The sequence below is a fragment of the Saccharothrix xinjiangensis genome, assembly GCF_039527585.1.
In the GTDB taxonomy this organism is placed as follows: Bacteria; Actinomycetota; Actinomycetes; order Mycobacteriales; family Pseudonocardiaceae; genus Actinosynnema; species Actinosynnema xinjiangensis.
The window spans coordinates 1-13,763 of record NZ_BAAAKE010000021.1 but is presented as its reverse complement, the minus strand read 5'-3'; the positions used below and the strand labels follow the sequence as shown (position 1 = coordinate 13,763).

The following is a 13,763-nucleotide window of genomic DNA, read 5'->3' as shown; positions in this document are numbered from 1 at the left end:
GGCGTACGACACGGTTGATCTGGGCGTACGACTCGCGCGTTCTGGAGGTACGACTCGCGTGGGCTGGGGGTACGTGCTTGCGGGGGTGGGTGGGGACGCGTTGGACCCCCGGCGTGCTGGACGCCGGGGGTTGGTGGGTGGTGGGGGACCGTGGTCAGGTGGGGGTCAGGCCAGCCTGATCACGCCGTAGTCGAACCCCTTCCGGCGGTAGACGACGCTCGGACGGCCGCAGTCGGCGTCGGAGAAGAGGTAGAAGTCGTGGCCCACGAGTTCCATCTCGTAGAGGGCCTGGTCGACGGTCATGGGCTTGGCCGGGTGTTCCTTCTCCCGCACGATCCGGCCCGGCTCGTTGTCCTCGACGCCGTCGTCCCAGCGCTGCGAGGGCACTTCCGCCATGTCCTCGTCGTCGGTCGGTCCTGTGGTTTCCAGCACCGCGGTGCGCCCGCGCCACGCGCTCTGCGCCTGCCCGTCGGTGTCGGGGGCCAGGGTGGCCGCGAGTCCGCTGGTCGCCTCGGCGACCGAGGCCGGGGCGCGTCGACCGTGGTGCACGCGCCTGCGGTCGTGAGAGCGGCGCAACCTGCTTTCCAGCTTCGTGACGGCGGCGTCCAGCGCGGCGTAGAAATCGCCTGCGCAGGCTTCGGAGCGGACCACGGGACCACGTCCGTTGCCGGTGATCTCCACGCGTTGGCAGTTCTTCGACTGCCTGGGGTTCGGCTCGTGGAAGAGCTCCACGTCGAAGCGGATGACCTTGCGGTCGTAACGCTCAAGCCGGGCCAGCTTTTCGGCGACGTGAACCCGGTAGTGCTCGGGCACCTCGACGTTGCGGCCCTTAACGACGATGTCCATACGCAACCTCCCTCGCTTAGGGGCGAGCTGTGGCTCTGGATCTTTCGGCGCCGGATACGCGATCTGCGTCGCGACCTGCTTCGCGGAGTTGTTGCTGAGGGTGGCCCCTCAGCATCCGACCGGCGCCAGGGTCATGGGCTGTTCGCCTCCTCCCCGCGTGCCGGGAACGCTGATAGCGGTGCACGTTAGCCCGGTATTCGCCGCTGCGACAGCCCCCGGGGCGGGGGAACTCCAAGATTTTTCGGTCGTGACGCAGAGCGACGAAAAATGGGCACCGGCTGTGCGCCAGGCAGGCGCGTCACGGCGCCACGCCGACGACGGCTCACCCGGGCAGTCCAGGCGGACGCGGTCATCCGCCGGTAGGGCGATTACGGCGAACAGCCTCTGCATGGGCCTCACATCCGGCTAACGGACGAGCGAGCCGGGGGGTTCCCGACTGGATTCACTCGACCGAGTGGGTTCGTCTGGCTGCTGTCAGTGCGAGCACCCCGGATACCCGGAACCCACCCGATTTCAACACCGAAATGCAGGCGCGTGCCGTAGAACCTGTCGTGATCACGTCATCCAGCAGGACAACCGGTGTTCCGGGCGGTGGCAGCCCACCCGGAACGATCCGCACCCGCCCCTCCAGATTCGCCCGTCGGGACGCCGGGTCCAACCCGACCGAATCACGAACGCCTTTCGCGAAAGCCAGGACCGGGGCGACGGAAAAGCCGGACGCGCGTGCCATTCTCAACACGTGGGAACCTCCCCGCGCCCTCGCCGCCGATGATCGGGACGGTGCGGGAACCAGCCACACCTGTCCCGGGAGCCACGCGTGTCCTGGAAGCCCCATGTGCCCCGGGGACGGAGAACCCCGAGACGGTGACGGCGACGGCCGTGGCGGCGCGGTGGCGGGGGTCCGGGAAGTGGGAGGAAGGGGGAGTGAGGTGTGGGGCAGGGGCAGGAGGGGTACGGCGGTGGCTATGAGGGCGCCGAAGACGGCGGCCAGGTCGCGGCGGCCCCGTTCCTTGAAGGCGAGGACCAGTTCGCGGGCCGCGCCCGCGTAGGGGGCCAGGGCGAAGGCGGGCGGGCCGGCGCACGGGACGCGGCGGGGCGGGCCGAAGGCGGCCAGGCAGCGGGCGCACGCGCGGGCGCCCCAGGTGCGGCAGCCGGGGCAGCGGGGCGGGAACAGCAGAGTGGTCAACACGGGTCGAGGGTGCCGGCGACCACCGACAGCCGGAGGGGTCCGGAACGGACCCCGGGAAGTCTCGATCGGGTGAAACAAGGCGAGGTCAGCCCGGGTAGAAGACCTGGGTGGCGCGGTCGACCTCGGTGGGCGAGGCCCGCCACACGTCGGCCACGTCGCTCGCGCTCCACAGGCCGCTCTGGTCCACCGCGAGCACGGTGCGGCCCGGCGCGGCGGTCACCGAGTTCACGGGCGCGGTCAGGTTCGAGGTGTTGTAGCGCTCGATGCCCAGCCCGTCGATGTTGATCTTCGCGATGGGCCACGACGCCAGCGACGTGCTCACCACCAGCACGTCCTGCGCCAGCCAGTCCAGGGACAGCGCGTTGGCGCCCACCAGGGAGGGCTGGACGTTGCGCGGCGACCGCAGCGCCACCGCCGAGTCCTGCCCGCGCACCACGGCCGCCACGAGCAGCCGCCCGCCCGCCACCGCCGCCACCCGCGTGCCGTCGCGGGACAGCCGCAGCTCGGTGATCGGCCCGTGCAGCGCCAGCTCGGAGGCGTTCACGGTGCGCGCGGTCCACCCGTTGTCGGTCGCGACCACCCGCACCACGTTGGTCCGGTCGACGACGGTCCACACCTCGCTGCTCGGCTCGTCCTCCTGCCCGCTGAGCAGCCACGTGGGCCTGGTCAGCGAGGTGGCGGTCAGGTCGACCAGGCCGAGGCCGTCGCCGACGCCGCCGACCCGCAGCCGGACCGGGCCGTCGCCGACCCGGCTCACCACGGCCAGCCGGCTGCCGTCCATGGACTGGGCGGCGCCGATCGCCTGGTACTCGCCGGCGCCCGCGGGACCGGCCACCTGCTCCCCGTTGACCTGCCGCACCCGCCCGCCGGTCAGCAGCATGCCGGTCAGGCCGGCGTCCGGGGTGGTCAGGCCCTCGCCGGTGGTCACGTCCGCGGGCCGCCACTCGTCCCGCTCGGGCAGGATCGGCTGGCCCTCGACGAGGATCCGGATGCGGCTGCTGCTCACCCCGGTCAGCGACTTCACCACCTGCGCCACGACCTGCTTGCGCACGGCCGCGGTGATGTCGCCGACCTTGGTCAGGTCGACCTCCAGCGCCCCGTCGTCGGCCTCGGTGGTGTCGTGGCGCTGCTCCGCGCCGTTCGGGATCGCCGACGCCATCGCGCCGCGCATGGTCACCGCGGGTCCCTTGAGCAGCAGCTGCGTCACCCGGTACGGGATCGACGTCGACGGCGCGACCACCACGTACCGGGGATCGGGCACCAGCACGCTGTAGTCGTGGTTCCAGAAGAACAGCGTCACCCGGCGGTAGTGCTGGTTGAACCCGCCCTGCGGCACGTAGATGCCGTCGGGCGGCTGGGAGATGCGCCACTGGCCGTCGGCGTCGCGCGCGACGCCGATGGCGGTGTCGACGTTGCCGACCAGCTCGACGAACGAGTTGTCCTCCAGCTGGAGCCTGCCGACCTTCTTGCCCTGGAGCAGCACCGTGCGCTGCTCGTCGTCGTCCGCGCCGAGCCCCGTCGGCACGGTGTTGAACGTCGGCTCGATGATCGTCGGCGTGCTCCTGGTGTTCCAGCTGTCCCGCGCCGACTCGGTGAGGTAGGCCTTGGCGGCCGCGTAGCCGTCCTCGGGGTTGGCGGTGGCGTTGACGAACTCGCGGACCAGGGTGAGGGGGTCGATGTCGTCGGCCGGTTCGATCGCGGCGGCCTTGGTGGAGCGGCCCGCGGACGGGTTGACCGCGATCGGCGAGGTCTCGGTGGGGATCGCCGCGCAGCCGGAGGCCACCAGCAGCGCCAGGAGCACGACGAGGAGCCTCACCGGACCTCCTCGCGTTCGCCGGTGACCGGCTCGGCGGGTTGCCACGTGATCTCCTCCTCGGTCAGCTCGACCTCCTCGACCGGCTCGGGCGCCGCCGGCTCCGGCTCGGGCGCGACCACCGGCAGGTCGGGCGGCACCAGCGGCAGCGGGTTGCCGGTCACCTCGTGCCCGAGCCGGCACGGCAGGGTCAGCCGGAACACCGCGCCCTGGCCGCGCTCGCCCCACGCGTCCAGCGCGCCGCCGTGCAGGCGGGCGTCCTCCAGGCTGATCGACAGGCCGAGGCCGGTGCCGCCGGTGCGGCGGTTGCGGGACGGGTCGGCGCGCCAGAACCGGTTGAACACCAGGTCCGCCTCTCCCGCGCGCAGGCCGACGCCGTGGTCCCGGACGGTCACCGCGACCGCGTGGTCGTCGCCGCGCATGGTCAGCTCGACGGGCAGCCCCTCGCCGTGGTCGACGGCGTTGGCCAGCAGGTTGCGCAGGATGCGCTCGACGCGCCGGGCGTCGACCTCGGCGACCACCTCGTGGTCGGGCAGGTCCAGCACGATCGCCGAGCCGCTGCTGTTGGCGATGGCTCGGACCGCGTCGTGGGCGCGGCGGGCCAGCACGCGCACGTCGACCAGCTCGGCGGCCAGCTCCTCGACGCCCGCGTCCAGGCGGCTGATCTCCAGCAGGTCGCCGAGCAGCGACTCGAACCGGTCCAGCTCGTCGACCAGCAGCTCGGTGGAGCGGGCCAGGCCGCTGGGGAACTGCTCGCGGGAGGCGTGCAGCACGTCGGCGGCCATCCGCACGGTGGTCAGCGGGGTGCGCAGCTCGTGCGAGACGTCGGAGGTGAACCTGCGCTGGAGCTGCCCGAACCCCTCCAGCTGGTGGATCTGCCGCTGGATGCTGGCGGCCATCTCGTTGTACGACTCGGCCAGGCGCGCCACGTCGTCCTCGCCGACCACGGGCATCCGCTCGTCGAGGTCGCCGTCGGCGAACCGCTCGGCGATCTCGGCGGCCTGCCGCACCGGCCGCACGACCTGCCGGGTGACCAGGTTCGCGATCACGGCGAGCAGCAGGAGCAGCACCAGCCCGCCGACCACGAGGGTGTTCTGCACGACTTCCGCGGTGGTCTGCTCGCCGGTCAGCGGGAACAGCAGGTAGAGGTGCATGGCGCGGGACGAGGTGCTCACCGGTTTGCCGACGACCAGCAGCGTCGTCGGGCCGGTGTCCCGGTCGACGGTGGTGATCTGGTAGCCGGTGCTGGCCTCGCCGAGCATGTCGTACAGGCCGAGCGGCACCTCCGGGTAGGGGCCGACGGCGACCGGCAGGCCGTCCGCGCCGACCTCGCCCGCGTCCCACAGCACGGGCTCGAACGCGCCCGCGCCGGACCCCGCGGCGTCGAGGTCGACGCCGGAGCTGGTGAGCTTGGTGAGGGCGAGGGCGAACCGGGCCTTGACGTTGTCCGGGCCCGGGTTCAGGCCGGCCATCTCGGGCTGGATGGCCGCCGCGCTGGCCTCGGTCTGCCGGACCGCCGCCTTGATCTTGTCCTGGAGCAGCTGGTCGGTGATCTGGACCTGGAGCACCATGCCCAGCACGAACACCACGGCCGAGGACAGCGCGAGCGTGCTGACCACGACCCGCAGCTGGAGGGAGCGGCGCCACAGGTCGCCGAACGCCACCGCCCGGCGGCGGGCGTGCTCGACCGCGCGGCGCGCCTCGCGCACCGCGGGGTCCACCAGCCGCCGGCGGGCGGCCCCGGTCATCCGCACCTGATCAACCGACCGCCGATCACGGAGGACCCGCCTTGTACCCGACGCCGCGGACGGTCAGCACCACCTCGGGGTGCTCCGGGTCGCGCTCGACCTTCGACCGCAGCCGCTGGACGTGCACGTTCACCAGGCGGGTGTCGGCGGCGTGCCGGTAGCCCCAGACCTGCTCCAGCAGCACCTCGCGGGTGAACACCTGGCGGGGCTTGCGGGCCAGCGCCACGAGCAGGTCGAACTCCAGCGGGGTGAGCTGGATCGGCTTGCCCTCGCGCAGCACCTCGTGGCCGGGGACGTCGATGGTCAGGTCGCCGATCTGGAGCACCTCGGCGGGCTCGGCCTCGGTGCGCCTCAGGCGGGCGCGGATGCGCGCGACCAGCTCCTTCGGCTTGAACGGCTTGACCACGTAGTCGTCGGCGCCCGACTCCAGGCCGAGCACCACGTCCACGGTGTCGCTCTTGGCGGTCAGCATCACGATCGGCACACCCGACTCGGAGCGGATGGCCTTGCAGACGTCGATGCCGTTCATGCCGGGCAGCATCAGGTCCAGCAGGACCAGGTCCGGCTTCAGCTCGCGCAGCGCGGGCAGGGCGCGGGCGCCGTCGCCCACCACGGCGGTGTCGAAGCCCTCGCCCCGCAGCACGATGGTCAGCATCTCCGCCAGGGCGGGGTCGTCGTCCACGACGAGCACGCGTGCCTTCATACCCAACATCGTCCCACTAACGGCCGGCAGCCCCCGCACCGACCGGTGGTCATCGCCGCTGGTCGCCGCACGGGTCCAGTCCGTGACCACTCTGTGTCGCCGATGCACGTGACCGCCTCGCCTCCCCGAACCGGGATCGTCAGCGGGTCATCGGCGCAGCCGTGACGTTTCGTTACACCGTCACGCTAACGGGCGAACCAGCGTTCGACGAGGTCATCCGCGCGCAGGTCAGCGGTGCCGTCCAGCACCTCCCACGGCGACACCCAGCCCATCGCGGCCAGCTCGTCGTAGGCGACGGCGCACCGCGCCTGGAGACCGCCGTCGGACTCGTACAGGTCGCGGTCCCGGGTCTCCTCCACCTCGCGCCGGGCCGCGCGGTCCGCCGCCACGCCGGTCGGCACGCGCAGCAGCACCTGGAGGTCCGGGGCGGGCAGGCCGAAGCGGTCGAACTCCAGCGCCCTCACCCACTCGACGAACCCGCCGCCCGCCGGCTCCCGCAGCCGGGCCGCGCCGTAGGCGGCGTTGGAGGCGGCGTACCGGTCGAGCAGCACCACGTCGTGCGCGCGCAGGTCGGCTCGGATGCCCTCGGCCGCGTCCCGCCGGTCCAGGGCGTAGAGCACGGCCATGCCGTGCACCGAGCCGGTCAGGTCGCCGAGCCTGCCGTGCAGCGCGTCCCGCACCAGCTCGGCGTGCACGTCCTGCTCGTACCGGGGGAACGCGCCCGTCGCCACCGCGAGGCCGCGGGCCTCCAACGCGCCGGTCAGCGCCTTGGCGAGGGTGCGTTTGCCGGAGCCGTCCAGGCCCTCGATCACGACGAGTTTTCCCACGAAGAACACCCTAAGGGGCGGTCCTTGTCCACGTTCGGCGGCATCACTTCGCCCAGTCGGGTGATGATTGATCCTTTCGATCACCAGATCGAGTGACTACGGTGAACCCCATTTCCGGTTGCGCGAAAGGGTGGTGCCGCGGTGACCGCGGATTCCGGGCACGCCAGACCGGTTGACGAGCCGGTGGGCCACCCGACTGAGGGCCACTCCACGGGGGGACTCCCGAACGCGCTCGCCGAGACGCTGCGCTACGGACCGTTCCACCGCGCCCTGCACGACGCCATCGCGCACCGCGGCCTGTCCCTGGCCCGCCTGCGCGCCCACCTGGAGCAGCAGGGCGTGCAGGTGGGGCAGTCCACGCTCAGCTACTGGCAGCGCGGCCTGCGCCACCCGGAGGTGCCGCGCGCCATCGCCACCGTGCGCGCCCTGGAGACCGTGCTGAAGCTGCCGCCGGAATCCCTGGTGGCGCTGGTCGGCCACCGCCCCCAGCCCAGGCCTCCCCGCTCGACGTGGCTCTCCCCCGCGCCGCCGCCGGCCGAGTTCGAGTCGGTCGCCGACGCCGGCGCCAACACCGACCTCGACGTGCTGTCCGTGCACGACACCGTGCTCGTCGGACCCGAGCGGGAGCAGAGGTCCGTCACCACGCGGCTCGTCGTGCGGGCGGCGAAGGCCGGGCCGGACCGGTTCCTGGCCGTGCACCGGGGCGACGGGGGCGGCCTGGCCGACAACGCCCTCGTGCGCACCGGCGAGGGCTGCCGGCTGGGCCGCACGCGGCGGCAGCACCCCGCGCACGGGCTCGCGTTCGAGCTGCTGTTCGACCGCAGGCTCGCCGAGGGCGAGGAGCACGTGTTCAGCTTCACCGTGGTCGACGACACCGGCGGACCCACGCCCGGCCACCACCGCACGTTCCACGGGGCCTGCCGCGGCTACCTGCTCCAGGTCGCGTTCAGCCGGCGCACCCTGCCCGCCCGGTGCACCAAGCAGTTCCGCGGCGACACCGGGGCCTCCCCGGTGGACCTGGAGGAGCTGGTGTGCGGGCTCGGCGGGTTCGTCAGCGCGTACTTCGAGGACGTCGGGCCCGGGGTGGCGGGCGTCGGCGTCGAGTGGACCTGACCGGGGTGGCCGGGACCGGCCACCCCGGTCGGCGTCAGTACCGGTAGTGCTCCGGCTTGTACGGGCCCTCGACGTCCACGTCGATGTACTCGGCCTGGTCCTTGGTCAGCTTGGTGAGCTTGCCGCCCAGCGCCTCCAGGTGGATGCGCGCGACCTTCTCGTCCAGCTTCTTCGGCAGCCGGTAGACCTCCTTGTCGTACTCCTGGTGCTTGGTGAACAGCTCGACCTGCGCGATCACCTGGTTGGAGAACGAGTTGGACATCACGAAGCTCGGGTGGCCGGTGGCGTTGCCCAGGTTCAGCAGGCGGCCCTCGGACAGCACGATGATCGAGTGGCCGTCCGGGAAGACCCACTCGTCGACCTGCGGCTTGATGTTGATCCGCCGGACGCCCGGGTAGCGCTGGAGGCCGGCCATGTCGATCTCGTTGTCGAAGTGGCCGATGTTGCCCAGGATCGCCTGGTGCTTCATCCGGGACATGTGGTCGGCGGTCACCACGTCCTTGTTGCCGGTCGTGGTGATGATGATGTCGGCCCGGTCGAGCACGTCGTCGAGCACCTGGACGTCGTAGCCGTCCATGGCCGCCTGGAGGGCGCAGATCGGGTCGACCTCGGTGACCACGATCCGGGCGCCCTGGCCGCGCAGCGACTCGGCCGCGCCCTTGCCCACGTCGCCGTAACCGCAGATCACGGCCACCTTGCCGCCGATCAGCACGTCCGTGCCGCGGTTGATGCCGTCGATCAGCGAGTGACGGATGCCGTAGCGGTTGTCGAACTTCGACTTGGTCACCGCGTCGTTGACGTTGATCGCCGGGAACAGCAGCTCGCCGGCCGCCGCCAGCTGGTACAGCCGCATCACGCCGGTGGTGGTCTCCTCGGTCACGCCGCGGATGCCCTCGGCGACCTTGGTCCACTTGCCCGGGTCCGCCGCGAGCGACCGGCGCAGCGTGTCCAGGACGATCTTCCACTCCTCGGGGGCGTCCACCTCGGCCTCCGGGACGACACCCGCCTTCTCGTACTGCACGCCCCGGTGGACCAGCAGCGTCGCGTCACCGCCGTCGTCCAGGATCATGTTCGGGCCGTTGCCGTCCGGCCAGGTCAGCATGGACTCCGCGGTCCACCAGTACTCCTCCAGCGTCTCGCCCTTCCAGGCGAACACCGGCACGCCCTTCGGCTCCTCGACCGTGCCGTGGGGGCCGACCACGACGGCCGCGGCGGCGTGGTCCTGGGTGGAGAAGATGTTGCACGAGGCCCAGCGCACCTCCGCGCCCAGCGACACCAGGGTCTCGATCAGCACGGCGGTCTGGATGGTCATGTGCAGCGAACCGGAGACCCGCGCGCCGCGCAGCGGGTAGACCTCCGAGTACTCGCGGCGCAGCGCCATCAGGCCCGGCATCTCGTGCTCGGCCAGCCGGATCTCCTTGCGGCCGAACTCGGCCAGGGAGAGGTCCGCCACGGCGAAGTCGACGCCGTTGCGGTGTTGGAGCCTCTCGGCGGTCATCGTGGGTTCCTCCATGTCGGGGTCGGCCCGACCATACCGCTCGCCACGCCGGGCCCCCGGAAGTCGACGTCGAGTGTGGTCGATGCACCACTATGGCCTGGCTGGACCGAGGCTCGCTGGAGGATTTGGTGCTGATTCCGGGCCCCGACACGAGGGTGGTCGAACTGCGGGTGCACGGTGTCCAGGGCACCACCCCGGAGTCGCTGGTCGACGCGGTGGCGGCGGTCGACGTGGCCGGCGACGGGCTGGGTCGCGTCGTGCGCCCGGCCGACCGGCTGCGCAGGCCCGCGCCCGGACCCGTGCTCCAGGCCGGCGGGCGGCCCGTGTCGCGCGTGGTCGAGGGCTACGTGTGGGGCCGCATGACCTCCGGCGGCCTGGCGAAGGCCGCGTGGGCGCTGCTGTTCCCGTTCGCGCTGGCCAACGTGGCGCACTGGATGCTGCCGCCCGCGCCCGCCGGCAACGCGCCCGCGCACCTGCTCGGCATCTGCCTGCGGGCGCTGCTGCGGCTGGCGGCGCTGCTGCTGACCGTGCTGCTCGTCGCGCAGCTCGCCGTGATCAGCCTGGACCTGGTCGCCGCGCAGTGCCTCGCGCCCGGCTCGGCGTGCCTGTGGGGGCGGCCGTGGGCGGGTGGCACGCCGTGGGTCCGGGCGGTGGTGGGCGTGGCGCCGATCGCGCTGGCCCTGCTGGTGCTGCACCGGATGTCCAGCGTGGACTGGCGGATCGAGCGCGCCGGGACGCCCGTCGCGGCCGACCCGGAGCCCGGCCCGTCCGGCCTGCCCGGCGCGCTGGTGGCCGCCGACCCGGACACGCCCGCGCTGCGCGTGCTGCACCTGGTCGCGGGCCTGGGCACGGGCGTGGTGGTCGCGCTGGGCGGCCCGCCCGGACCGCTGCTCGCGCCGGGCGGGCACGGGCACGCGATCGCGGTGTGCTGGGCGGCCGGGATCGCGCTGGTCGCGGTGGCCGCGCTGGGCGCCATGCTGCTCGACGACCCGACCGGCGGCACGCCGCACCGGGGCGGGCGGTGGCTGCGCGCCGCGCTCGGCAGGGGACCGCGCCGCGTGCTGCACACCACCGCCTGGCTGCTGCTCCTCGTCTCGACCGCGCTGCTGGTCAGGCTGCCGTCGCGGCTGCCCGGCGCGGACCTGTCCGTGCAGCTGGTGGCCGCGATCGAGGCGCTGGTGTGCCTGCTCATCGGGCTGCTGCTCGTGCCCGCCGCCCTGCTGGCCCGCCGCACCTGGTCGAAGCAGCCGCGCGAGCTGCGGCCGTGGGCGGGCGGCTGGATGGCCGCGCCGGTGGTGGCGGTGGCGGCGCTGCTCGGCGGCGGGTTCGGCGCGGGGCTGGCGCTGGCGCTGCGCGGCGTGCTCGGCCACGGGTCGCTGCCGCGCGGGTACCGCTACATCGCGCTGCTGTGGGGCGTGGCCGGGGTGCTCGCGCTCGCCGCCGGGCTGGCGGTCGCCGCGACGCTCGGGATGCTGCGGTGGAGCTCGCTGCGCCGCAAGGAGGAGTGGGCGCGCGAGGCCGCGCTCCTGCACGCCGGGCGCGGCCGGGACGCCAAGCGCGCGGCGCGGGCGTGGTGGTGGGCGCGGTGGCAGCGGCGGCACAGCCACCAGGCGGTGCTGGTCCTGGCGGCGGTGCTGGCGACCGGCGCGGTGCCCGCGGCGTTCCTGCGGCTGCGCGAGGTGGACCCGCCGGCGTGGACCGACCCGGTGTCCAACTTCGGCGTCGTGGTGCTGGGCCTGCTGGTGCTGTCGCTGCTGCGGGCGGTCTACCTGGCCGCGCGGCGACCGGACAAGGCGCGGCAGGTGGGGGTGCTGGCCGACCTGGCGGCGTTCTGGCCGCGCGAGGCGCACCCCGTGGTGCCGCCGTGCTACGCGCTGAAGGTGGTGCCGGAGCTGGTGGCGCGGGCGCGGGAGCACCTCGCCGAACCCGGCACGCGGGTCGTGCTCGCCGGGCACAGCCAGGGCAGCCTGCTCACCGCGGTGGCGGCGGCCCGGCTGCTGGAGGAGCTGCCGCCGCACCAGGCCGAGCGGCTGGGCCTGGTCACCGCCGGGTCCCAGTTGCAGTGGGCGTACGCGCGGGCGTTCCCGGCGGTGGTGCCGCACAGCTCGCTGGCCTCGCTGTCCGCGCGGCTGGAGGGGCGGTGGCGGGCGCTGTGCCGGGGCACCGACGCGCTGGGCGGCGCGGTGACGACGTGGGACCGGCAGGTGTTCGACGAGGTGCTGCTCGGGGTGGGTTTCCGCGAGGACGGCACCACCGGGGCGCTGCCGCCCGCGCGGCGGGGTCCGACGGGCGCGCTGGTCCTCGGCGGCGACCACTGGCTGCCCGACCCGCAGCGGGGGCCGTTCCCCGGTCGCCGCTGGGCGCCCGGCGTGAACCGGCACGCGGACTACGCCTCCGACCCCGAGTGGGACCGGGCGGTGGCGATGGCGGCCGGCCTGGACACGGAGGAACCGCCGCCGGTGCTGCCGACCGCGCGGCGGGCGCCGGTGGTGTCGCCGAAGCCGGAACCGAAGCCGGAACCCCAGTAACCGGAACCGGAGCAGTCAGGCGTCGTCGCGCCCCTCTGGCAGGTCATCACCCACGTGGGCGTGGAAGAACGCGACCGCGACGCCACTCGCGGTGAGCCCCGCGAGGACAGAGGCCGCGACGTTGTTCCCGGCGATGTAGGTCAACGCTCCTGCGACCGCGCCGCACGCGAGGCCCAGCAGCAGCACCAACGCGGTGCGCGTGCTCAGGAGGGGAGGGCGAGGAGTCCGGCTCACGTTGCTGCTCCGAGGTCTGCGGCCTTGGCCGTTGGTTGCCTTGTGCAGCTTGTATGTCGTGGTGTGCCGCTCGCGGCACGGACGAAACCGATCGCCCCGCTCCGTGCCGCCAGCCGCTCGCGCCGACATAGAACCACTCGTCCGGATGAACCGACTCCGAAGGAGGAGGTGGGTAACACGGGCGATCACCCAGGGGACGCCAAGCTCCGCGACGCGTTGGTCGCCGAGGGCTGCGAGGGGCCGGAGTGGCAGCGGTTCACGAAGATCATCGCGAAGTACGGGCACGCGTTGATGATGTCCTGGCTGAGGTCGGAAGCGATCTTCGACAAGTGCGCCGAGAAGGGCTGCCCCGTCGGCGGTCCACCGCTCTACTGGGAGCACGACGACCTGGTCAGCCTGGCGAGCGACACGGTGGTCAAAGCCATCGACGAGTTCCGGCGCAAAGCCCTGCTCAGTGGGGATTGGGACCCGCGCGGCGGTTCGAGCCTCAAGTCCTACTTCGCCACGGCCTGCATTTACGCGTTCCCGAACATCTACCGGAAGTGGAACAACGAGTTCGCCCGTCGTCGACGGGAATCGGCCCGGTCGACTGACTTCGACGAACTCGTCGGCATGGCCTCGCCGACACCGGGTCCAGCCGACACCGTCGTCACCAGGCTGGAGATCAAACGCGGCTTGGCCGGCATCGGCAACGAGTTGGCCAGGCAAGCTCTCGTCCTGCGCGAGGCCGGTTACACCGTGGGACAGATCGCTGAATCCTTGGGCACGTCCCACGGAGCGGTCAAAGGAGCTTTGGAACGACATCGAAAATCCGTCGACCGCTCTGCTCGGGATGGAGGTGGCAATGCCTAGGCACACTCGCGTCGACGTGGAGTCGTCCGTCGTGGACGACTTGATCAGCGACTCCTCCTTCGGCCTCGAAGACGCCTGCGACCTCCGTGAGCGGACTCCTGACGAAGTTGCCGACGCCCTAGTCGACCGTGTCGAACGACGGATCAGGAAGGTGCTCCACCGAGGCGTCGGCCTGAGCTCCGGCGCTTCGGCCATCGCGCAACGCGCGGCCACCAACAGCCCGGTCGAGCAGTTCATGGGTTCCCTCGCGGTGGCCACCGCGCCGCAGCAGGCGTCGGGGAGCGGTTCTTCCGATCTCGTGTGGCCCGGCAACACCCTGCTGGGTCGCCTCCGAGAGAACACCCGACAAGAGCTGCTCAACATCGGCACGGTCGTGCGGTACACGGCCGACCGCGAGGTGATAGAGCAGGAC

10 protein-coding genes and 1 pseudogene are annotated in these 13,763 nt (G+C 72.6%); 4 read left to right on the top strand and 7 right to left on the bottom strand.

The annotated features are described in order from the left end of the window. Positions 1 to 165 precede the first annotated feature (165 nt). The 5 genes from hpf to ABD223_RS30765 all read right to left on the bottom strand — a co-directional run bounded on the left by hpf (position 166) and on the right by ABD223_RS30765 (position 7,126). A complete protein-coding gene (gene hpf / locus ABD223_RS30785) occupies positions 166 to 846 on the bottom strand; it encodes a ribosome hibernation-promoting factor, HPF/YfiA family (protein ID WP_344040125.1) in 681 nt (226 codons plus the stop codon). A 1,274-nt stretch (positions 847 to 2,120) separates the two neighbouring features. After that, a complete protein-coding gene (locus ABD223_RS30780) occupies positions 2,121 to 3,851 on the bottom strand; it encodes an LpqB family beta-propeller domain-containing protein (RefSeq protein WP_344040123.1) in 1,731 nt (576 codons plus the stop codon). Further along, entirely contained in the window at positions 3,848 to 5,596 is a 1,749-nt protein-coding gene (gene mtrB / locus ABD223_RS30775) for an MtrAB system histidine kinase MtrB (protein WP_344040122.1), read from the bottom strand. Before mtrB ends, ABD223_RS30780 begins: the two co-directional genes overlap by 4 nt. Before the next feature lie 25 nt (positions 5,597 to 5,621). After that, a complete protein-coding gene (gene mtrA / locus ABD223_RS30770; protein WP_344040121.1) occupies positions 5,622 to 6,299 on the bottom strand; it encodes an MtrAB system response regulator MtrA in 678 nt (225 codons plus the stop codon). Between the two features lie 185 nt (positions 6,300 to 6,484). Further along, complete coding sequence (locus tag ABD223_RS30765; RefSeq protein WP_344040120.1) at positions 6,485 to 7,126, bottom strand: dTMP kinase; 642 nt, start codon at positions 7,124 to 7,126, stop codon at positions 6,485 to 6,487. A gap of 141 nt (positions 7,127 to 7,267) precedes the next feature. Here ABD223_RS30765 and ABD223_RS30760 point away from each other — a divergent pair, with 141 nt between their 5' ends. Continuing rightward, positions 7,268 to 8,239: a hypothetical protein gene (locus ABD223_RS30760; RefSeq protein WP_344040119.1), complete on the top strand. Its 972-nt coding sequence runs from the start codon at positions 7,268 to 7,270 to the stop codon at positions 8,237 to 8,239. A gap of 34 nt (positions 8,240 to 8,273) precedes the next feature. On the opposite strand, the gene ahcY is transcribed toward ABD223_RS30760, so the two are convergent. Then, the gene (gene ahcY / locus ABD223_RS30755) at positions 8,274 to 9,737 is read right to left on the bottom strand and encodes an adenosylhomocysteinase (RefSeq protein ID WP_344040118.1); all 1,464 of its coding nucleotides are present in this window, start codon (positions 9,735 to 9,737) and stop codon (positions 8,274 to 8,276) included. 92 nt (positions 9,738 to 9,829) lie between these two features. On the opposite strand from ahcY, the gene ABD223_RS30750 reads away from it, so the two are divergent. Then, a complete protein-coding gene (locus ABD223_RS30750) occupies positions 9,830 to 12,265 on the top strand; it encodes a hypothetical protein (protein ID WP_425564040.1) in 2,436 nt (811 codons plus the stop codon). 15 nt (positions 12,266 to 12,280) lie between these two features. Here ABD223_RS30750 and ABD223_RS30745 read toward each other — a convergent pair whose 3' ends face one another. Beyond that, the gene (locus tag ABD223_RS30745) at positions 12,281 to 12,499 is read right to left on the bottom strand and encodes a hypothetical protein (RefSeq protein ID WP_344040116.1); all 219 of its coding nucleotides are present in this window, start codon (positions 12,497 to 12,499) and stop codon (positions 12,281 to 12,283) included. Between the two features lie 168 nt (positions 12,500 to 12,667). Between ABD223_RS30745 and ABD223_RS30740 the strand changes: the two genes are divergently transcribed. Together ABD223_RS30740 and ABD223_RS30735 are read left to right on the top strand one after the other, a co-directional pair. Next, complete coding sequence (locus tag ABD223_RS30740) at positions 12,668 to 13,351, top strand: RNA polymerase sigma factor (RefSeq protein WP_344040115.1); 684 nt, start codon at positions 12,668 to 12,670, stop codon at positions 13,349 to 13,351. 31 nt (positions 13,352 to 13,382) lie between these two features. Next, positions 13,383 to 13,763 (top strand): annotated as a pseudogene (locus tag ABD223_RS30735) (hypothetical protein); the annotation flags it as partial.

Excerpts from the sequence above, each read along its gene's own strand:
- hpf (WP_344040125.1), bottom strand. The coding sequence starts at position 846 with ATGGACATCGTCGTTAAGGGCCGCAACGTCGAGGTGCCCGAGCACTAC.
- mtrB (WP_344040122.1), bottom strand. The coding sequence starts at position 5,596 with ATGACCGGGGCCGCCCGCCGGCGGCTGGTGGACCCCGCGGTGCGCGAG.
- mtrA (WP_344040121.1), bottom strand. The coding sequence starts at position 6,299 with ATGAAGGCACGCGTGCTCGTCGTGGACGACGACCCCGCCCTGGCGGAG.
- ahcY (WP_344040118.1), bottom strand. The coding sequence starts at position 9,737 with ATGACCGCCGAGAGGCTCCAACACCGCAACGGCGTCGACTTCGCCGTG.
- ABD223_RS30750 (WP_425564040.1), top strand. The coding sequence starts at position 9,830 with ATGGCCTGGCTGGACCGAGGCTCGCTGGAGGATTTGGTGCTGATTCCG.